Source organism: Mycobacterium sp. NGS16, from assembly GCF_059813225.1.
The window spans coordinates 160,604-179,045 of record NZ_JCALEE010000006.1; the positions used below are offsets into that span (position 1 = coordinate 160,604).

The 18,442-nt window shown below is 66.6% G+C and carries 19 protein-coding genes; 11 read left to right on the forward strand and 8 right to left on the reverse strand.

Annotated features, from left to right (window positions below; all coding sequences use genetic code 11):
* Positions 1-18: 18 nt before the first annotated feature.
* The gene (locus AC5Y4Q_RS15455) at positions 19-678 is read right to left on the reverse strand and encodes a class I SAM-dependent methyltransferase (RefSeq protein WP_064920640.1); all 660 of its coding nucleotides are present in this window, start codon (positions 676-678) and stop codon (positions 19-21) included.
* Positions 678-1,013: a DUF732 domain-containing protein gene (locus tag AC5Y4Q_RS15460; RefSeq protein WP_064920639.1), complete on the reverse strand. Its 336-nt coding sequence runs from the start codon at positions 1,011-1,013 to the stop codon at positions 678-680. The genes AC5Y4Q_RS15455 and AC5Y4Q_RS15460 overlap by 1 nt, the downstream gene beginning before the upstream one ends.
* 198 nt (positions 1,014-1,211) lie before the next feature.
* Here AC5Y4Q_RS15460 and AC5Y4Q_RS15465 point away from each other — a divergent pair, with 198 nt between their 5' ends.
* Complete coding sequence (locus AC5Y4Q_RS15465; RefSeq protein ID WP_082952503.1) at positions 1,212-1,847, forward strand: VldE C-terminal domain-containing protein; 636 nt, start codon at positions 1,212-1,214, stop codon at positions 1,845-1,847.
* A gap of 12 nt (positions 1,848-1,859) precedes the next feature.
* Here the strand turns inward: AC5Y4Q_RS15465 and AC5Y4Q_RS15470 are convergent, their stop codons facing one another.
* Positions 1,860-2,714: an SDR family oxidoreductase gene (locus AC5Y4Q_RS15470; protein WP_064920637.1), complete on the reverse strand. Its 855-nt coding sequence runs from the start codon at positions 2,712-2,714 to the stop codon at positions 1,860-1,862.
* A gap of 169 nt (positions 2,715-2,883) precedes the next feature.
* Between AC5Y4Q_RS15470 and hrpA the strand changes: the two genes are divergently transcribed.
* Positions 2,884-6,810, forward strand: a complete 3,927-nt coding sequence (gene hrpA / locus AC5Y4Q_RS15475; protein ID WP_064920636.1) for an ATP-dependent RNA helicase HrpA — start codon at positions 2,884-2,886, stop codon at positions 6,808-6,810.
* A gap of 588 nt (positions 6,811-7,398) precedes the next feature.
* Positions 7,399-7,965 (forward strand): hemerythrin domain-containing protein, encoded by a 567-nt coding sequence (locus tag AC5Y4Q_RS15480; RefSeq protein WP_499959545.1) that lies wholly within the window; start codon positions 7,399-7,401, stop codon positions 7,963-7,965.
* A gap of 410 nt (positions 7,966-8,375) precedes the next feature.
* On the opposite strand, the gene AC5Y4Q_RS15485 is transcribed toward AC5Y4Q_RS15480, so the two are convergent.
* The 3 genes from AC5Y4Q_RS15485 to AC5Y4Q_RS15495 form a co-directional block, all read right to left on the reverse strand.
* On the reverse strand, positions 8,376-8,711 hold the full coding sequence (locus tag AC5Y4Q_RS15485) for a type II toxin-antitoxin system PemK/MazF family toxin (protein WP_064920634.1): 336 nt from the start codon (positions 8,709-8,711) through the stop codon (positions 8,376-8,378).
* On the reverse strand, positions 8,708-8,941 hold the full coding sequence (locus tag AC5Y4Q_RS15490) for a hypothetical protein (protein WP_064920717.1): 234 nt from the start codon (positions 8,939-8,941) through the stop codon (positions 8,708-8,710). The genes AC5Y4Q_RS15485 and AC5Y4Q_RS15490 overlap by 4 nt, the downstream gene beginning before the upstream one ends.
* 385 nt (positions 8,942-9,326) lie before the next feature.
* Positions 9,327-9,482 carry a hypothetical protein gene (locus AC5Y4Q_RS15495; protein WP_165605188.1) on the reverse strand — a complete coding sequence of 52 codons (156 nt, stop codon included), beginning with the start codon at positions 9,480-9,482 and terminating at the stop codon, positions 9,327-9,329.
* Positions 9,483-9,746: 264 nt separating this feature from the next.
* Between AC5Y4Q_RS15495 and AC5Y4Q_RS15500 the strand changes: the two genes are divergently transcribed.
* Positions 9,747-9,956, forward strand: coding sequence for a hypothetical protein (locus AC5Y4Q_RS15500; protein ID WP_064920633.1), 210 nt, complete (start codon positions 9,747-9,749; stop codon positions 9,954-9,956).
* A gap of 352 nt (positions 9,957-10,308) precedes the next feature.
* Here the strand turns inward: AC5Y4Q_RS15500 and AC5Y4Q_RS15505 are convergent, their stop codons facing one another.
* The gene (locus AC5Y4Q_RS15505) at positions 10,309-10,737 is read right to left on the reverse strand and encodes a cellulose-binding domain-containing protein (RefSeq protein WP_064920632.1); all 429 of its coding nucleotides are present in this window, start codon (positions 10,735-10,737) and stop codon (positions 10,309-10,311) included.
* A 162-nt stretch (positions 10,738-10,899) separates the two neighbouring features.
* Here AC5Y4Q_RS15505 and AC5Y4Q_RS15510 point away from each other — a divergent pair, with 162 nt between their 5' ends.
* The 3 genes from AC5Y4Q_RS15510 (at position 10,900) to AC5Y4Q_RS15520 (ending at position 13,151) form a co-directional block, all read left to right on the forward strand.
* Positions 10,900-11,622: a FadR/GntR family transcriptional regulator gene (locus tag AC5Y4Q_RS15510; protein WP_064920631.1), complete on the forward strand. Its 723-nt coding sequence runs from the start codon at positions 10,900-10,902 to the stop codon at positions 11,620-11,622.
* Positions 11,619-12,275, forward strand: coding sequence for a sterol desaturase family protein (locus AC5Y4Q_RS15515; RefSeq protein ID WP_064920630.1), 657 nt, complete (start codon positions 11,619-11,621; stop codon positions 12,273-12,275). The genes AC5Y4Q_RS15510 and AC5Y4Q_RS15515 overlap by 4 nt, the downstream gene beginning before the upstream one ends.
* Positions 12,276-12,347: 72 nt before the next feature.
* The gene (locus AC5Y4Q_RS15520; protein WP_082952502.1) at positions 12,348-13,151 is read left to right on the forward strand and encodes a DUF6498-containing protein; all 804 of its coding nucleotides are present in this window, start codon (positions 12,348-12,350) and stop codon (positions 13,149-13,151) included.
* Between the two features lie 2 nt (positions 13,152-13,153).
* Here AC5Y4Q_RS15520 and AC5Y4Q_RS15525 read toward each other — a convergent pair whose 3' ends face one another.
* Positions 13,154-14,170 carry a TIGR03617 family F420-dependent LLM class oxidoreductase gene (locus AC5Y4Q_RS15525; protein WP_064920715.1) on the reverse strand — a complete coding sequence of 339 codons (1,017 nt, stop codon included), beginning with the start codon at positions 14,168-14,170 and terminating at the stop codon, positions 13,154-13,156.
* 134 nt (positions 14,171-14,304) lie between these two features.
* Here AC5Y4Q_RS15525 and AC5Y4Q_RS15530 point away from each other — a divergent pair, with 134 nt between their 5' ends.
* From AC5Y4Q_RS15530 to kasB, 4 genes are all read left to right on the forward strand, one after another.
* The gene (locus tag AC5Y4Q_RS15530; protein ID WP_064920629.1) at positions 14,305-14,955 is read left to right on the forward strand and encodes a maleylpyruvate isomerase family mycothiol-dependent enzyme; all 651 of its coding nucleotides are present in this window, start codon (positions 14,305-14,307) and stop codon (positions 14,953-14,955) included.
* Positions 14,956-15,373: 418 nt separating this feature from the next.
* Positions 15,374-16,264 (forward strand): cyclopropane mycolic acid synthase family methyltransferase, encoded by an 891-nt coding sequence (locus tag AC5Y4Q_RS15535; RefSeq protein ID WP_064920628.1) that lies wholly within the window; start codon positions 15,374-15,376, stop codon positions 16,262-16,264.
* 21 nt (positions 16,265-16,285) lie between these two features.
* On the forward strand, positions 16,286-17,149 hold the full coding sequence (locus AC5Y4Q_RS15540; RefSeq protein ID WP_064920627.1) for a cyclopropane mycolic acid synthase family methyltransferase: 864 nt from the start codon (positions 16,286-16,288) through the stop codon (positions 17,147-17,149).
* Between the two features lie 24 nt (positions 17,150-17,173).
* Positions 17,174-18,427 carry a 3-oxoacyl-ACP synthase KasB gene (kasB, locus tag AC5Y4Q_RS15545; protein ID WP_064920626.1) on the forward strand — a complete coding sequence of 418 codons (1,254 nt, stop codon included), beginning with the start codon at positions 17,174-17,176 and terminating at the stop codon, positions 18,425-18,427.
* The last annotated feature ends 15 nt before the right edge of the window (positions 18,428-18,442 follow it).

Consider the following 18,442-nt stretch of genomic DNA (forward strand, 5'->3'; position numbering starts at 1 on the left):
AGGGCCCAAATACGACGCTTATTTGTGAACGGCGAAATGCGTGATGGCACCGGAACATTCGAGTTCGCCGACGGTCAGGCCGGCTTCGGTGAACCACCGTCGGGCGTCGTCCAGTGTGCCGCCGGGACCGAAGGTGCCGCTGGCCCGCATCAACACCATGTAGGCGTCAGCGCGGCGGACCTGGCCCCGGGTGGCGAAATCGCCGACGAGCCGGCCGCCCGGTTTGAGGCATCGGGCGATCTCGCGGATGGCGGCGGCCGGATCAGGCAGGCAGTGCAACCCGTTGAAGCACACGCAGAGGTCGAACTCGTCATCGGCGAACGGGATCGCGTCGATGCTCGCCTCGATGAACTCGACGGTGTCGCTCTGCTCGGGGCGCAGCCGCTGGCGGGCGTAGTCGAGCATGCCCGCCGAGATGTCCATCGCGACGTAGCGGACGCGTTGGCCGGGTTTGAGGCGGGCGATGGTGATGCCGCCACCGCAGGGCACATCCAGTACCGCAGAGCCGTCGGGCAGGTCGGCGACGATGTTCATCGCCTGGTAAATGCGGTCGACGTCGGTGCCGAAGAGCAGCCGACCGGCGACGCGAGCCGCCCCGGGCTGTTCAATCGCGCGGGCGTAGGAGGCGCCGACGGTCCGGGCGAACAGCCGGCTCTGCCAGAGCTGGCTGACGTTCATCAGCCGTGCTGGGCTGCGGCCTGCTCGAGCACCGGCCGCTTGTCCGGGCAGTAGGTGTGGATCGAGGCGCCCAGGAACTGCCAGGCCTGCGGCTGGGTGGTGCCCTTCTGCAGGTTGGGGGTGATGAAGCGGACCGACTTGGCGGCGTCGCCGTCCACCCCCTTGTCCAGGCGCTCGCAGACGATCTTGCCCAGCCAGGCGTTGTAGTCCCGTGGGCCGTAGATGCCGTAGGTGTGCAGTTCGTTGGCGAAATCAATGTCGGGGTCGGCCTGCGCAGGTGCCGCCAGGGCCACCGCCAAGCCCATGACCGCCGCGGCAAGGGTCGTCGACTTCATGGGGTGCAGTCTAAACCCAGCTGCTTAGGTGGTCTACCTTTGCCGCTGTGCGCTGCGCCACCCAGGGTCCGCTGATCTGCACGAACGGTGCACGGGCGGCGGCGAAGGCGGCAGCTGCTGCGGCACGCGATTCTAAAATGTTTCCTGAGCTTTATAAATTTGTGACTATTAGCCAGATTTCTCGTATCCTATCTACCCGTGGGCCGACACGAGTTAGCCAGCGAGCGCCGAAAGTCATCGGCATTGATGGCCGTAGTCATCGCACCAGTGGCAGTGTTCTTTGCTGTGGGCGGCAGCGCCAATCCCACAGTCCCCACCGAACCCGCACCGGTGGTTGCTGAGGCCGAGTCCCCAAGCGGAATGCAGCTGGTCTCGGCGCCCGCCGACTACCTGCGGCAGGGCACGCCCGCCGGGGTCGCGGCGGCGTCTCGAATGCGGGTGGTTTCGCGCTTCCTGCCCGCCGGGGTCGCCCCGGAACGAGGCCTTCAGGTCAAGACGATCCAGGCGGCCCGCAGCATCAGCGACGCCTTTCCGCAGATCCACCAGATCGGCGGCGTACGTGCCGACGCGTTGCGCTGGCACCCCAATGGGCTGGCGCTTGATGTGATGATTCCCAACCCCGGCAGCGCCGAGGGCATCGCGCTCGGCGACTCGATCGTGGCCTACGTGATGGAGAACGCGGACCGGTTCGGCCTGCAGGACGCCATCTGGCGCGGCGTCTACTACACACCCGGCGGGGGAGCGCAGCGCGGCGGTTATGGCCACTACGACCACGTCCACGTCACCACCACCGGTGGCGGCTATCCCAGCGGCAGCGAGGTCTACCTGCGCTGAGCCGCAACCGGCTCAGCGCGCCTCGGCGCCGCCGCCCTGCGGCCGGTCGACGAAGAAGTCCATCAGCGGCGCAGGCCCACCGCCGTAGCCGGACAGGTCGGTCACGCCGGCCTGGGCCAGCACGTCGGCGTCGATGTAGCACTGCCCGCTCGCCTCGGCGGCCGGGCGTCGCAGAATCGCCACGGCGGCGTCCGCCATGATCTGCGGGCTGCGGGCCTGCTCCAGCAGCTGGCCGCCGGCGGGGGAGTTGGCGACCGCGGACGTCGCGATGTAGGTCTCCGGCCACAGGCAGTTGCAGGCGATTCCGGCCTCGGCGTACTCGGCGGCCCAACCCAATGTCAGCAGGCTCATGCCGTACTTGGACAGCGTGTAGGACGGGTGGAGGCCCAGCCAGTACGGGTTCAAGTTGAGCGGGGGAGCGATCGTCAGCACGTGCGCCGCGGCAGACCTCCGCAGATGCGGCAGGCAGGCCTTGGTCAACAGGAACGTGCCGCGGACGTTGATGTCCTGCATCAGATCGAACTTCTTGGCCGACAGCTGCTCAGTCGGCTCGGTGGCGATGGCGCTGGCGTTGTTCACGCAGATGTCGATGCCGCCGAACCGGTCCACGGCGGCGTCGACGGCGCGCTGCACGTCGTCTTCGCTGCGCACGTCGCCCACCACGGCCAGAGCTTTGCCGCCGGCGGCTTCGATCTCGGCGGCGGCGGTGTGCACCGTTCCCGGCAGCCGGGGGTGGGGTTCGGCGGTCTTGGCCAGCAGCACCACGTTGGCGCCCAGCCTCGCCGCGCCGAGTCCGATCGCCAAGCCGATGCCCCGGCTGCCGCCGGACACCACCATGGTGCGGCCGGAGAAGTCACTGCCCGTCATGGTGTTGTCTCTCCTGTTCGTCCTGCCCTGGTGATCCGGCCGAAAGCGTGACAGTTTAAGGACGATTTGTAAAGGCCTTGGTCGGCGCGGCGGCGCTCACGCACAAGCTACTGCTCATCACCTGCGACCGGCGAGCGGAGCCTTCCTGACTGCCTCTATCCTCGGCGGAGTGCCCGAGCCCTCCGTCGCTGAACTGCGCAGCCGGCTCGACGGCCTGACGATCCGCGACGCCGTGCACTTCGGCAGGCGCCTGAAACAGCTCCGCAGCGCCACGCCGGACAAGCTGCAGCAGCTGGCAGACCAGATCACCGCCGCCGAATCAATCGTGGCGGCGCGACGAGCTGCCGTGCCGGCAATCAGCTATCCCGACCTGCCGGTCAGCGAACGGCGCGACGAGCTCGCCGAGGCGATCCGGGAGCATCAGGTGGTGGTGGTGGCCGGGGCGACCGGATCGGGCAAGACGACGCAGCTGCCCAAGATCTGCCTGGAGCTCGGCCGCGGCATCCGCGGCACCATCGGGCACACCCAGCCGCGCCGGCTCGCCGCGCGCACCGTCGCCCAGCGCATCGCCGATGAATTGTCCGTTCCGATCGGCGACGCGATCGGTTACAGCGTGCGGTTCACCGACCAGGTCAGCGACCGCACCTGCGTCAAGCTGATGACCGACGGCATTCTGCTGGCCGAGATCGGCCGTGACCGGCGGCTGCTGCGCTACGACACGCTGATTCTCGACGAGGCCCACGAGCGCAGCCTCAACATCGACTTCCTGCTCGGCTACCTGCGGGAGCTGCTGCCCCGGCGGCACGATCTGAAGGTGATCGTCACTTCGGCGACCATCGAGCCACAGCGGTTCGCGGCGCACTTCGGGGGGGCTCCGATCATCGAGGTGTCCGGGCGGACCTACCCGGTGGAAATCCGTTACCGCCCACTGGAAGTCGCGGTCACGGCCGGCGTTACCGATGATCCCGACGATCCCGACCAGGAGATCGTGCGCACCGAGATGCGTGACGAGATCGAGGCGATCGTCGACGCGATCGGCGAGCTGGAAGCCGAGCCGCCCGGCGACATTCTGGTGTTTTTGTCCGGCGAACGGGAGATCCGGGATACCGCCGAGGCATTGGCCGGCCGACGAAACACCGAGGTGTTGCCGCTGTATGCCCGGCTGCCGACCGCTGAACAACAGAAGGTGTTCGCGCGGCGCACCGCATCCAACATCACCCGTCGGGTGGTGCTGGCGACCAACGTGGCCGAGACGTCGCTGACGGTGCCGGGCATCCGCTATGTCATCGACCCCGGCAACGCCCGCATCTCGCGCTACAGCAGGCGACTGAAGGTGCAGCGGCTGCCGATCGAGCCGATCTCGCAGGCCTCGGCCGCCCAGCGTGCCGGCCGCTGCGGGCGCACCGCTCCCGGCGTGTGCATCCGGCTGTACTCGCAAGCCGATTTCGAGGCCCGACCGGCCTACACCGATCCCGAGGTGCTGCGCACCAATCTCGCCGCGGTGCTGCTGCAGATGGCGGCGTTACGGCTTGGCGCGGTGGCCGACTTCCCGTTTCTGGACCCGCCGGATGCGCGCAGCATCCGCGACGGTGTGGCGCTGCTGGTCGAACTCGGTGCATTCGACGCGCAGGGGCAGATCACCGATCTGGGTCGCCGGCTGGCGCGGTTGCCGGTCGACCCGCGGCTGGGCCGGATGGTCCTGGCCGCGGACGAGGAGGGCTGTCTGCGTGAGCTGCTGGTGCTGGCGGCCGCGCTGACGATTCCCGACCCGCGGGAGCGGCCCACCGATCGGGAGGAGGCCGCCCGGGCCAAGCATGCCCGGTTCGCCGATGACGAGTCGGACTTCATGTCCTACCTCAACCTGTGGCGGTATCTCACTGAGCAGCGAAAAATGTTGAGCCGCGGTGCGTTCCGGCGGATGTGCCGCGACGAGTTCCTGCACTATCTGCGGATCCGGGAGTGGCAGGATCTGGTAGGGCAGCTGCGCAGCATCACCCGGGAAATGGGGTTGCGTGAGGCCGGTGTCGACGTCGAAGAGCCGGCTGGCCGCGCCCGCGTGCATGCGGCCCTGCTGGCCGGTCTGCTGTCGCACGTGGGTATGCGCCACGTGGACGGGCGCGACTATCTCGGTGCGCGCAACTCCCGCTTCGTGCTGGCGCCCGGATCGGTGCTGGCCAAACGGCCACCGCGGTGGGTGGTGGTGGCCGAGCTGGTCGAGACCAGCCGGTTATACGGGCGCACCGCGGCCCGTATCCAGCCCGAGGTCGTCGAGCGGGTGGCGGGCGAGGTGGTGCAGCGCAGCTACAGCGAACCGCACTGGGACGCCCAGCGCGGCGAAGTGCTGGCCTTCGAGCGGGTCACACTCTACGGTCTGCCGCTGGTGGCGCGCCGCCGGGTCGGCTACGCCCGGATCGAGCCGGCCGTCGCCCGGGAGCTGTTCATCCGGCACGCGCTGGTCGAAGGCGACTGGCAGAGCCGCCATGATTTCCTGGCCGCAAATGCACGGTTGCGGGCCGAGCTCGAGGAGCTGCAGGACCGGGCCCGCCGGCGCGACCTGATCGTCGATGACGACGATGTCTACGCCTGGTATGACGCCCGGGTACCAGCCGATGTCGCCTCCGCACGGCACTTCGACGGGTGGTGGCGCAAGCAACGGCACAAGACGCCGGACCTGTTGACCTTCACCCGCGCCGATCTGCTGCGCGCCGATGACAATGTCACCGCCGGCCGGCCCGACACCTGGCAGACCGGGGATGCGGCGCTGCCCCTGAGTTACCGGTTCGAGCCCGACGCCGCCGATGACGGCGTCACCGTGCACGTGCCCGTCGATGTGCTGGCCCGCCTCGGCGGTGACGCCTTCACCTGGCAGGTGCCGGCGCTGCGCGAAGAGTTGGTGACCGCGCTGATCCGCTCGCTGCCCAAAGAGCTGCGCCGCAACTTCGTGCCCGCCCCGGACACCGCCCGCGCCGTGCTACCCGCGCTTGACCCGGATGGCGGATCGCTGGTGGCGGCGCTGCAACGCGAGTTGCGGCGGCGCACCGGGGTCCTGGTGCCGCTCGAGGCGTTCGACGTCAGCAAGCTGCCGGCGCATCTGCGGGTGACGTTCGCCGTCGAAGCCCCTGACGGCTCGGAGTTGGCCCGCGGTGAGGATCTGCGCGGCTTGCAGGAGCGGTTCGCCGCATCAGCGCGCGACGCAGTGGCCGGTGCGGTAGCCGGCGATCTGGAACAAACCGGGCTGCGCGACTGGCCCACGGACCTCGACGAGGTGCCGCGGGTGATCGAGCATGTCGTCGGCGGGCGGGTGGTCCGTGGACACCCGGCGTTCGTCGATACCGGCGCCGCCGTCGACCTGCGGGTGTTCACCACCGCGGCCGAAGCGGCCGCGGCGATGCCCGGAGGTATCCGGAGGCTGCTACGCTGCAGCACGGCCTCACCGGTCAAAATGGTTGAGCGGCAGCTGGATCCGCGTGCCCGGTTGGCGTTAGGGGCCAATCCGGACGGGTCGCTGACGGCACTTCTCGATGACTGCGCCGACGCCGCGGCTGATGCGCTGATCGGCGAGCCGGTGTGGACGCGTGACGCGTTCGCCGCGTTGCGCGCCGCGGCCGGCAAAGCGCTGGTGCCGACGACGCTGGACGTTCTGGGCCGGGTGGAGAAGCTGCTCGCCGCCGCCCGCGACGTGGACCTGCTGTTGCCCGCCCAGCCGCCGGCTGCCCAACTGGACGCGGTCGCCGATGTACGCGACCAGCTGGCACGGCTGTTGGCACCCGGTTTCGTCGCCACCGCCGGGCGGGCACGCTTGGCCGACCTCACCCGGTATCTGGCCGCGATCCGTCGGCGTCTGGAGCAGCTGCCGCACGGCATCACCGCCGACCGGCAGCGGATGGCCCAGGTGCACGCCGTGCAGGACGCCTACGACGAGCTGCTTGCGGAGCTCTCCGCGACCCGCCGTGCCGCGCCCGACGTTCGCGACATCGGTTGGCAGATCGAGGAACTGCGGGTCAGCCTGTGGGCGCAGCAGCTCGGCACTCCGCGCCCGGTGAGCGAGAAGCGGATCTATCGGGCGATCGAGGCCGCTCGCGGGTCAGGTATGTGACGGGGTCGACGATTGCGGCGTAGCGCGATCCAGGGTCGAATAGCGCTGCGGGAAAGCATGATTCGCGTTCGACAACGCCCCGCAGAGTACCCCTATTACGTCACTGTGACGTAATGTTGCCGGGGAGCCCGCCGATTCGTGATTGCGGCGCCGTCGGAGCGGGTAGTGGTAATAGATCCCAGATGGGGGCTGGACACTATCGACGGAGGTCTCGATGGGCAACTTCATTCTTCGCGTGGCGTGCGCCGCGGCGGTGGCACTGGCGCCGGTGGCGTATGTGACAGCAGTGGCGCCTGGCGTCGGCTCGGCTCAGCCACCTGATTGCGGCCCGGGCAAATGGTGGAACCCGGGAGCCAATGCGTGCCAGCCCACGGCCCCGCCGAATTGCGGTCCGGGCAACTGGTGGAACCCAGCCGCCAATGCGTGCCAGCCGGTAGCGCCACCGCCGCCGCCACGGTAGACCGCCCGTTCCCGAGTCCGGTCGAGCCCGGCCGGTCGCGTTTCGATGGCGTGGTCGCATGGGTATGCGGAGCCGCGCGGCACACGCCAGATAGCGCCGTAGCAACCGGCCAGGGGAGGTCCATCCACATGTCCGACATGATCATCGAGACGCCCGACGAGGTCGTCGCATTGTTAAAAGCACAGCACAACCTCATCGAGGACATGTTCGATCAAGTGCTGCACGCAACCGATCCCCACGCGCGGGAGAAGCCCTTCGCACAGCTGCGTCAGTTGTTGGCTGTGCACGAGACGGCCGAGGAGATGGTCGTGCACCCACGGGTGCGCCGGGAGGTGGCTGCCGGCGATGCGATCGTCGACGCCAGATTGGGTGAGGAGCACTCCGCGAAGGAGCTGCTGTCGTCGCTGGAGGACCTCGACATCACCTCAGAGCAGTTCATCGACGAACTCGGCAGACTGCGCGACGCAGTGCTGGCTCACGCCGAGCACGAGGAACAGGAGGAATTCCCGAAGCTGCAACGCAAGCTCGACGCCGACGAGCGCAAGCGGCTCGCCACCGCGGTACGCGCCGCCGAGGCGATCGCGCCGACCCACCCGCACCCCGGTGTGGAATCGGCGAAGCTCAACTTCGCCGTGGGCCCGTTCGCATCGATGCTCGACCGCGCACGCGACCTCATCGGACGGTCCACTACGTAAATCCGCCGCGCGTGATGCCAAGCGGTTGTGCCCATGCTGCACAATTCGTCACTGTGACGTATTGACGCGGCTCACCAGGGGGCAGGAGTGTGGTCACCGGCGTTCGGTCATGGACGCGAGCGGCGGCAGGCGCATCCGACCGGGCGGGCCAACGCCGGATACGTGACCGGGCTGGCGAGCGCTGCGAGGGTGGTGATTGAAGACCGAGGCGCTTGCTGGTCGGCGTTTCGAGTTATCAGGCTTACCGGTTCCGCGACCGCCGGCGTCCAGTTCCAACCCGACGCCGATAATCGACATTATGTCAACTAGAGTACGCCCACGTTCGTCTTGTAAAGCCCCCACCGAATCGGACGGTGTTGTGCTGCACCCCAATAGCTTTCGTCCGACGATGCAATGCCGATAGCCTCGGATCACAGATCGAGGACAAAACGTCGAGCTTGGTCAATGGCCTGCATCTGATCTGGGCTGATCATTCCCTGACGAGCTGCCAGCCGTTCGACCGAGACGACTCGCAGTTGGTCGCAGCGCGCGTACGAGATGTGGTCCAGCCCGCTGGCCTGAGGCTCCAACTCGACATGGCTTCGCAGGCCGTAATCAGCAGTCGTGATCGGGACGACGACCACCAGACCACCCGGTCCGTTGTTGAGAATGTCCACCGACGCCACCACCGCCGGCCGGCGAAAGGCCGGCTCGTGTCCGATCGGCTGGCCGAGCTCGACGTTGTAGACCTCCCCTCGCCAGATCAAGCCAGCGTGTCCCACTCGCGACGTTCGGCCAGGTATCGCTCCCACAGTTCGGGCTCGTTGCGCAGGCGCTGGTAATCCCCGTTAAGCCCCCGCAGGAATTCCTGACGCTCCAAGGCGTCGATCGCTGCGTGCACGACATCGACCACGGCGATTTGACGAGCCTTGGCTAGAGATTGCAGCCGCTCGGAATCGGGACGGCGGACTCGGACAGTTGTGGTTTTTGCTGCCATGGAGCCAGACGAAATGTAGACACGGAGCACTGCGGATCATCCCGTGCTTTCAAAGCACATGAAACGCCAGGCAACATTCGGGGCCGCCAACCCCTTGCTCTTCTGCCCTGGGTGGGGCGCTCCCAGATTCTGAATCGAGGCGTCGGTGGCGATCCGCCGGACGGCCCGGGCAAGGAATACGGCGGAATCGAATACGGCGGGTTACCAGCAAAGCTTGCCGTATTGCACCTCGCCCCAACGGTTTCCATCCGATGTGACAGCGCAGCGCTCGGAGATCGAGCACGATCCGCAGCGCTGCATCAACGCGACGCGTCGCGTCCTCAGCAAGACTTTCCACTTCGGCGCGGATCGCCGCGCGGGCCTTCCGTCGCGCGGCATCGATACTTCATCGCGGGTACTCGTCCTCGGCGTCATCGCGACGCGCGGCCTCGATCACCTCAGGCGGTACCGGCCTACGCAACCACGCCTGCAGTCGCATCAGCCCGCTGGCGATTGTCCCGACAGCGAGCATGGCAACGATGATCCAGAGCGCGGTTGACATGCGGCAATTCTCCCCGGCCCAGGCGGTATGAGGCCGTATTCCCAGCTCTAAAGTTTCGCGCTGCGGTGTTTGCGCCCCTACTCCTCGGTGGCCGTGGTTTGGGATGCCGCGGGTGACGTTGAACGTACCGGCCTTTTCGGCGAGTCCGCGGTAGGTGATCGTGGCGCCGGCGACGTAGACGACCTGGTTCGCGATTTGACCACGTTCGTCGCGTCGCCGAGAGCGGCAGAGTAGGAATGATCAGCTCCCCCGTAGGCTCGCCGCATGCACAAGGTGACGCTGGCCAGCACCGGGGAACCGATGATGCTGACAGTGGGACTGTCGATCTATGCAGCGTTGGTCCTCGCCAGCATCGCGGTGGCGATCGATAGCGCCCGCAGACGCCGACGACGCCGCGCGATCTGCGCCTCGGTGATGGTTGGGATCCTGACCCTGGGCGGGCTGGTTGCGGCGATTTTCAGCAGCGTCGCGTGAAACCGACGGCCTCCAGGCCACCGGGCCCGTTGTTGAGAAGGTCGACCGACACCACCACCGCCGGGCTTGGATGCACGGTCCCGCCGGCCGGACGGCACCGCGTTTGCCCGCCTTTCCGCGACAACTCCCGTCAATTCCGGCTCATCGCAGCAATTGTCGCGCAAAGGCGGGCAATCACCACATGGTGGAAATTTCTGACCGCCCGATCTGGCGCTCGAACTCAGTCAACAAAGAAACCCCGGCCAGGGCCGGGCTGTAACCGATGACGGGAACCGCTACCGGCGTCGCGGTGCAGGCACTCCCCTAGGTCCGTAGCCGTGACGTAAGCAGTGCCGAGTCCGCGCAACCGTCTCTAGCTGCACAGATATTGCCGGTTGAGCATGCAATTCACCGGCGGCGAATACGGCCCGCTCAGCACGCCTCGGAAACCACCTCTGACCGAATCACCGGGAGCAATAATGCGGTTCCAATTCACCGGGGTCAGAACATAGTGCGTGCCGGACCGCGTAACGGTGCTACTCCACGCGTGCGAGACAGACTGCCCCATCGGCATGTCGAATTCAAGCTTCCAATCCGTCAGCGGAACCGTGCTGCGATTGGTGACGGTGAAGCGGGCGATGAAGCCGGTCTGCCAGGTCGACGTCACCGACAACGTCGCAGTGGCCGCCGCCGCCTGAGCCACGGCGGTGGTCGCGAGTCCCAGAACGACCACCATCAGCGCCGACAAGGCGACGTGAAGCGCTGTGCGCCAGCGCTTCACGCACCCGTCGAGTCCGGACATAGCAACCAACATTAAAACCAGACGGGCGATGCCGGCCCTCGCGCCACGGCTCGCCTGCCGGACCTTTGCCCAACCGCAACCGTCGTGAAATCTATGTCGCACAGCCTTGTGGCACTGGTCTGACCACTTGACCTCTGTCCAGTAATCCGGCATCGTGGCGGTATGGCCCTGCGGCAGGTGACGCGACGATCGGTGCCCGAACACGTATTCGAGCAGATCATGTCCGATGTACTCAGCGGTGAAATGGCACCCGGCGAGGTACTGCCTAACGAGCGCAGACTCGCAGAAGTGCTGGGCGTGTCCCGTCCGGCGGTGCGCGAGGCGCTCAGCCGTCTCAACGCGGCCGGACTCGTCGAAATCCGGCATGGCGACGCCACCACCGTGCGCGACTATCGCCGCCACGCAGGCCTGGATCTGCTGCCGCGCTTGGTGCTGCGCGGCGACGCACCGGACCTGGCGGTGGTGCGCAGCATTATGGAGGCCCGGCTACACAACGGACCCAAGGTCGCCGAACTGGCGGCCGAACGCAGCGGCCCGCAGTCGGCCGCGGTGCTCGACGGCGCTGTGACGGCGCTGGCCGCCGAAGAAGATCCGGTGGCGCGTCAGCGCGCGGCGCTGACGTTCTGGGACCACGTTGTCGACGCCGCCGACTCGATCGTCTTTCGGTTGATGTTCAACACGCTGCGCGCAACCTACGAACCCGCCCTCGAAGCCCTTGCCACCGTCATGGCCTCCGAGGTCAGTGACCCAGAGCCGTACCAGCGGGTGGCCCAAGCGATCGTCGCCGGCGACCCGGCAGGCGCCAAATGCGCCGCGATCGACCTCCTCGAGCCGGCCACCCGTAGCTTGCTCAGCGCTCTGTCCGGCTTGGACCACCAGCGATGACCCCGCAGACACGTAGCGGCGTCACCCTGTTCGCGGCCGGAAGGGAGTTTTGGCGCCACCCCTCCCCCTGGTGTTTGGCGCTCACGCTCACCGGGGCGCTGACCGCCCGGACCACCGTCGGCGACTGGCAGCTCACCGACGTCGCGCTGCCAGTGTTCATGCTCGCCACCTTTCCGGTTTTCGAATGGATCATCCACGTCGCCATCCTGCACTGGCGCCCGCGCACGCTCGGCCGCTTCACCGTGGATCCGTTGCTGGCCCGCAAACATCGCGAGCATCACCGTGAACCACGACGAATCGAGCTCATCTTCATACCGCAACAGACGTTGGTGTGGTTGATCCCGGCCGCCGTCGCTGTACCGTTGCTCGCCTTCAGTCGACTCGGTCTCGGGCTGACGTCCGTGGTCTGCTTGACGGCCCTCGGGCTGGTCTATGAGTGGACGCATTACCTCATCCACACCGATTACAGGCCCAAATCCCGGGCTTACCGCTCAATTTGGCGTAATCACCGGCGGCACCACTTCAAAAACGAGAACTACTGGTTCACCGTCACCAGCACCGGAACCGCCGATCGACTACTCCGTACCTACCCGAACCAGTCCGCGGTTCGGACCTCTCCGACCGCCAAGAACCTGCACGGCGCGACACGCTGACGCCGACAAACGACCATGGCCGGTTCTCGCCGCCGGAGTGTTTGAATAAATCGTGGCCGACCGGATCCACTCATGACCGCGCCGGATTCTCGCAGCGCGACGGCGATCTCACGGTTTCAGCTGTTTGCTGCGCTCGCAGTGATCGCAATCCCGGCGCTCGGCTGGTTCACCCAACATTGGTCCGGAGCCACAACCCTGGTGGTGTACTGGTTCGAGAACGTCGCCGTATGCCTGTTCGTAATGGCGCGCATCGCCGTACACCGGCGCTGGACGCCCAAATCTGGGCATTTCCGCTACCGCGCACCGCAATCCGGCGGCCCGGCGAATCAATCCTTCTTGGCCGGGTTCGCCCTCGTCAGCCTGGCCTTCTGTGCTGCCCACGGGATCTTCCTGGGGGCGATTCTGGCTCTGCTGACGCACAACCGCGCAGCCGCGCTTGAGCTCCTCGACCTCGACTGGCGCAGCGCCGGCTGGGGATGTCTGAACGTACTGTTGTTCCTGACGCTGAATTTCCTCCTCGATCTGGTCGATCTGCGCCGCTGGTCCTTCCGCGACGTCGAGCGCACCGCCGACATTGGACTGGGCCGAGTCATGGTCGTGCATCTGACGTTGCTGCTCGGATTCGCCGGGATCGCCGCCACCGATGCGCCCAGCACCTTGTTCGGGATTTTCGTTGTGCTCAAGACCCTCGCCGCGCTCAGCGCCGTAGTCCCCCAGTGGGAGCCGGATCGCCCGCCGCGCTGGCTCAGCACCCTGATGAACCGGATACCGAACGTGCACCCCGGCGAGCGCTTCGAGGATTTCTGGGTTCAGGATCGAGCACGCGAGCGAGACCGGCAGCGCCGCAACGAGCAGCCCTGGGAGACGACGCCGTAGCTCTAGCGGCCCGAAATCCCGCGCGCGATCTGGCCATAGCGCTCGAAGCGCTCGCGGTCGCCCAACGCGTTGTACAACACCAGGCGCGTCGCCACTTTCCCGTACTTGTCGATCAGCCTGTCCCCCAACTCATCCCAGGTCGCCTCCGTCGTAAACGCGGCCAGGTGCTCGTCGGTGATCTGCGCTGCCATACCTGTGAAGTCGCCGGCCTTCTGCTTCTCGCGGATACGGGCAGTTGTGCCCTCGAATCCGGCCTCATCCCAGATGAAGGCATAGTTCGGCGTGCTTCCGTAGAAGCTCAAGCTGGCGCGCACCAGCTCCCGTTCCTGATGGCGCTCTTCGTCACTGTCCCCGACGATCGTCATCGCCGGCACGATGATGGCGATGTCGGATGCTGAGCGGCCCGCCCTACCGGCACCTTCGGCGACCTTCGGCACAACGTGACGTGCCAGATACCCGGGCTCACCAAGCGGATGGACGTGCACACCATCGGCCACCTCACCTGCCATGCGCAGCATCCATGGGTTCACCGCCGCGATATCGACTTTGGGATCCGGTGCGTCGATCGCGCCCGGGCTCCACTGCGCACTGATGAAGTCGAGGTCATAGAACGGTCCGTGATGATCCAAAGCACCCGTTCGGAAGGCCGCGAAGCATGCCTTCACCGCAAGTACGTAGTCGCGCAGCCGCGGACCAGGATGGTCGAAGGTCGCACCGTAGCGGCGCACGACATGGGTACGCACCTGGGTACCGAGACCAAGTCGGAACTTGCCCGCCGTCGCCTCCTGCAATTCCCACGCCGCAGCGGCGGTGACGAACGGACTGCGCGGAAAGGCAACCGCGACGCCGGTCGAGAGCTCCAGATCGGGCGCGGCTTGAGACGCAATGGCGGCGTTGAGATACGCGGTCCGACCGGCCTCGGTGAACAACAGACCCGAGAAACCCGCAGCCTGGGTGTTGCGGGCCAATTCGCCGGCCTTCCCCAGATGCTGGGGAAGCGTCATGACGTCGACGTGCACCGGCAAAGCGTACGCGCCGCGGATGACCCATGCAGACCGTCGAGCGGATCGCCCGCACGCTGTTCGACGGCTGATCTGCCCCGACCGCGGCACTTTCGGCCACACCGCGAGCAGCCGGGTACAGACTGTCAGGCATGACCATCTCCGGCGACATCGTGGCCGAACGGGCGGCGCTCGCGGAGTCGTTACTCGCAGCCGGTGCCTCGGCTCACGCCGGCTGCGGTGAGTGGACCGCATTCGACCTCGCCTGCCACCTGGTCGCCGAGGAACGCCTCGGCGGTCTGACGACCTTCATCGCCCGCTGCCTGGTGGCGCGTGGGGTCTCCGTCACGGGTCCGCCGGCGTTGGTGGACAGCGCGATCCGCCTCGAGCGTCGCCACGGTTTCTCGGCCCTGATCGACCGGCTGCGTCTGCCGGTGCCGCGACTACTACTCCGGCCGCGGGTCGCGCCGCTGGCGTTGTTCGAGTACTGGACCCATCATGACGACCTCGTCGGCGCCGGCGAGGCCGCGCATGCGGCGCCGCCGACCCTGATCGAGGTCGTTCCCCTACTCCTGCGCCATCAACTCAGGAAGCTGCCGGCCGATATCCGGGTAACCGTCGGCACCGACGACGACAGCATTCGCTCATCGGTCGGTCCGGCCTCGGCTCCCGAGGTGGTCGTCCGCGGCAGCTCGGCGAACCTGGTGCGCTGGCTCGCGGGACGCAGGCCGCCAACCGACCTCACCATGGCCGGCCCCGCCGCCGAGGTGCAGAAGCTTCGCGCCTTCGAGGCTCACGTCTGACGCTGCCGTCAAATACTCGGGTGCGGTTCCGGTGAAACCACAGGTCAGGGGGCGCGTCGTCCGCGTCGCACCACGGCCGGTCCGGCGCCGGAAAGAAAACCCTAAAAGCAGCGTTTGAGCAGGCATTCACGGGGGAAAACAGCGCGGCAGTTGACGCGTTTGGGGGACGGCGAGTGCGTTCGGGAGATCAACTCAGCAGCGGGAGGCTCCGGTGCCCCTCGTGGGCCCGGTTCGGCCCGCGCCGGACGGACCATCCCCCATCCCCCGCGGGCGTCGCGGCGCCGTTCGGTGGTCGGCTATCCCGCCGAGCGCAACTCGTTGACCGCTGTGCGGCGGTTATCGCCAGTGGGCCCCTGTTGCCCCCACATTCGGACGCCGACTGACGAGGTTGCGGCGAACTACGGAGCGGGAGAACCTCATGACTGACACCGAACTCAAGCCCGACATCGCACATGTCCAGTCACACTACGACCGGTCCAACGAATTCTTCCGGCTGTGGCTCGACCCGACGATGACCTACAGCTGTGCCTACTTCGAGCGCGACGACATGACCCTCGAAGAGGCTCAGATGGCGAAAGTGGACCTGGCGCTGGGCAAGCTCGGCCTCAAGCCGGGAATGACACTGCTCGACATCGGCTCGGGCTGGGGGTCGACGATGCGGCGCGCGGTCGAGAAGTACGACGTGAACGTCATCGGCCTGACGCTCAGCGAAAACCAAGTGGCCCATTGCGAACGCAAGTTCGCCGAAATGGACAGTCCGCGGTCGAAAGAAGTGCGGTTGCAGGGCTGGGAACAGTTCGACGAGCCGGTCGACCGCATCGTGTCCCTGGGGGCCTTCGAGCACTTCGCCGACGGCGTGGGCACCTACGAACGCTACGACGACTTCTTCAAGATGTGTTATCACGTGCTGCCCGACGACGGGGTGATGCTGCTGCATTCCATCGTGGTGCCTTCCGAAGAGGAAGCCGCGCAGATGGGGCTCAAGCGCACGATGTCGCTGCTGCGCTTCATCAGTTTCATCCGCAAGGAGATCTACCCCGGCGGCCGGCTGCCGATGGTGTCGGTGGTCGACGAACACGCCACCCGGTGCGGCTTCGAGATCACCCGTCACCACATGATCGGCTCGAACTACGTGCGCACCTTGGACACCTGGGCCAAGGCCCTGGAAGCCCATAAAGAGCAGGCGATCGAGCTCAAGGGCGAGCAGATGTACGAGACCTTCCTGAAATACCTGACCGGCTGCCGGGAGCTGTTCCGGGACGGCTACACCAACGTCTGCCAATTCACCATGGAAAAACCGGCCGCGTGACGAGAGACAAGGTGGCACGACATGACGACGCAGCTGAGGCCGTACTACGAGGAATCACAAGCGGCATATGACATCTCGGATGAGTTCTTCTCGCTGTTCCTGGATCCGAGCATGGCCTATACCTGTGCCTATTTCGAGCGCGACGACATGAGTCTGCAGGAAGCCCAGAATGCCAAATACGATCTGGCGCTGCGCAAGTTGAACCTGGAGCCGGGAATGACGGTGCTCGATGTCGGGTGCGGCTGGGGCGCGGGTCTGGTGCGGGCGGTCACGCAGTTCGATGTCAACGTCATCGGTATCACGTTGAGCCGCAACCACTGCGCCTATAGCGCCGCTACCTTGGCGAAGTTGCCCACCACGCGGCACGTCGAGGCGCGGCTGCAGGGCTGGGAGGAGTTCGACGAGAAGGTCGATCGCATCTTCAGCGTGGAGGCGTTCGACTCTTTCAAGAAGTCGCGGTACGCCGCGTTCTTCGAGCGGGCCTACGAACTGATGCCCGATGACGGACGCATGTTGTTGCACAGCATCTTCACCTACCCGCAGACCTACTGGCGCGAACACGGCATCCCGATCACCATGGACGACCTGAGGTTCGTCAGGTTTTTGGGCAAGGAGATCTTCCCCGGCGGACAGATGGCCGGCCGTGACGACATTTACGACTACTCCCAGGGCGCGGGATTCACCATCGAGGACGTCGAGGTCTTTCCCGAGCACTACGTACGCACCTTGGACACCTGGGCGGCCAACCTTCGGGCCAACCGTGACCGCGCAATCGCCATCCAGTCCGAGGAGGTCTACGAGCGCTACATGCGCTATCTGACCGGCTGTGCGGGCCTGTTCCGCAAGGGCATCAGCAACGTCGGCCAATTCACCCTTACCAAGTAGCGAATCGGGAAACGAGGCGAGGAGATGGCGAAGTTCTCGACGGGACACGGCTTTCCCGACGTGGTCGTCACCGGAGTCGCGATGACGACGGCGCTGGCCACCAGTGTGGACGACACCTGGAAGAAGCTGCTGGACGGGCAGAGCGGAATCCGCAAGCTCGACGACGACTGGGTCGAGGAGTATGACCTGCCGGTGCGCATCGGTGGCCATCTGCTCGAAGACTTCGACCACGGACTGACCCGCATCGAGCAGCGCCGCTTGTCCTACCTCGGCAGTATGGCGACGATGATCGGCCGGCGGGTCTGGGAAAGCACCGGATCACCCGAGGTCGACACCCGGCGGCTGATGGTGTCCATCGGTACTGGCCTGGGCTCTCCCGAGCAGCTGGTCTGGGGCTATCAGGACATGGTGGCCCGCGGCATGAAGGGCGTCTCACCGCTTGGGGTGCAGATGTACATGCCCAACGCATCCGCGGCCGCCGTCGGGCTGGAGCGCGGCGCCAAGGCCGGCGTCATCACGCCGGTGTCGGCGTGCGCGTCCGGCGCCGAAGCCATCGCGCAGGCATGGCGCGACATCGTCTACGACGAGGCCGACATCGCGATCTGCGGCGGGGTGGAGAACAAGATCGAAGCGGTGCCGATAGCCGGCTTCGCCGCGATGCGCATCGTGTTGTCGACCAGCAACGACGACCCGGCAGGTGCGTGTCGCCCCTTCGATAGGGACCGCAACGGCTTTGTCTTCGGTGAAGCGGGCGCGATGATGGTCATCGAGACCGAGGAGCACGCCAAAGCGCGCGGCGCCCCCATCCTGGCGCGGCTGATGGGTGCCGGCATCACCTCCGACGGCTACCACATCGTGGCGCCCGACCCCAACGGTGAGCGGGCCGGTTACGCGATGACCCGAGCGATCGAGCTGGCCGGGCTGACCCCCGGCGACATCGACCACGTCAATGCGCACGCCACCGGAACCAAGATCGGCGACGTCGCTGAGGCCCACGCCATCCGTAACGCGTTGGGCACCCATCAACCGGCGGTGTACGCGCCGAAGGCGGCGCTGGGCCATTCGGTCGGTGCGGTCGGTGCCGTGGAGGCGATCCTGACCGTGTTGGCGCTGCGGGACGGGGTCGTGCCGCCGACCTTGAATCTGCAGACCCTCGACCCGGAGATCGACCTGGATGTCGTCGCCGGGGACCCGCGTCCGGGCAACTACCGCTACGCGATCAGCAATTCGTTCGGGTTCGGTGGCCACAACGTGGCGCTGGCCTTCGGTGCCTATTAGAAAGCCGCTGCACAT

Coding starts and splice junctions, on each gene's coding strand:
- AC5Y4Q_RS15520 (WP_082952502.1), top strand. CDS start 12,348: ATGACCGCGCCGGATTCTCGCAGCGCGACGGCGATCTCACGGTTTCAG.
- AC5Y4Q_RS15500 (WP_064920633.1), top strand. CDS start 9,747: ATGCACAAGGTGACGCTGGCCAGCACCGGGGAACCGATGATGCTGACA.
- AC5Y4Q_RS15505 (WP_064920632.1), bottom strand. CDS start 10,737: ATGTCCGGACTCGACGGGTGCGTGAAGCGCTGGCGCACAGCGCTTCAC.
- AC5Y4Q_RS15515 (WP_064920630.1), top strand. CDS start 11,619: ATGACCCCGCAGACACGTAGCGGCGTCACCCTGTTCGCGGCCGGAAGG.
- AC5Y4Q_RS15530 (WP_064920629.1), top strand. CDS start 14,305: ATGACCATCTCCGGCGACATCGTGGCCGAACGGGCGGCGCTCGCGGAG.
- AC5Y4Q_RS15455 (WP_064920640.1), bottom strand. CDS start 678: ATGAACGTCAGCCAGCTCTGGCAGAGCCGGCTGTTCGCCCGGACCGTC.
- AC5Y4Q_RS15470 (WP_064920637.1), bottom strand. CDS start 2,714: ATGACGGGCAGTGACTTCTCCGGCCGCACCATGGTGGTGTCCGGCGGC.
- AC5Y4Q_RS15495 (WP_165605188.1), bottom strand. CDS start 9,482: ATGTCAACCGCGCTCTGGATCATCGTTGCCATGCTCGCTGTCGGGACA.
- AC5Y4Q_RS15490 (WP_064920717.1), bottom strand. CDS start 8,941: ATGGCAGCAAAAACCACAACTGTCCGAGTCCGCCGTCCCGATTCCGAG.
- kasB (WP_064920626.1), top strand. CDS start 17,174: ATGGCGAAGTTCTCGACGGGACACGGCTTTCCCGACGTGGTCGTCACC.
- AC5Y4Q_RS15535 (WP_064920628.1), top strand. CDS start 15,374: ATGACTGACACCGAACTCAAGCCCGACATCGCACATGTCCAGTCACAC.
- AC5Y4Q_RS15510 (WP_064920631.1), top strand. CDS start 10,900: ATGGCCCTGCGGCAGGTGACGCGACGATCGGTGCCCGAACACGTATTC.
- AC5Y4Q_RS15480 (WP_499959545.1), top strand. CDS start 7,399: ATGTCCGACATGATCATCGAGACGCCCGACGAGGTCGTCGCATTGTTA.
- AC5Y4Q_RS15540 (WP_064920627.1), top strand. CDS start 16,286: ATGACGACGCAGCTGAGGCCGTACTACGAGGAATCACAAGCGGCATAT.
- AC5Y4Q_RS15460 (WP_064920639.1), bottom strand. CDS start 1,013: ATGAAGTCGACGACCCTTGCCGCGGCGGTCATGGGCTTGGCGGTGGCC.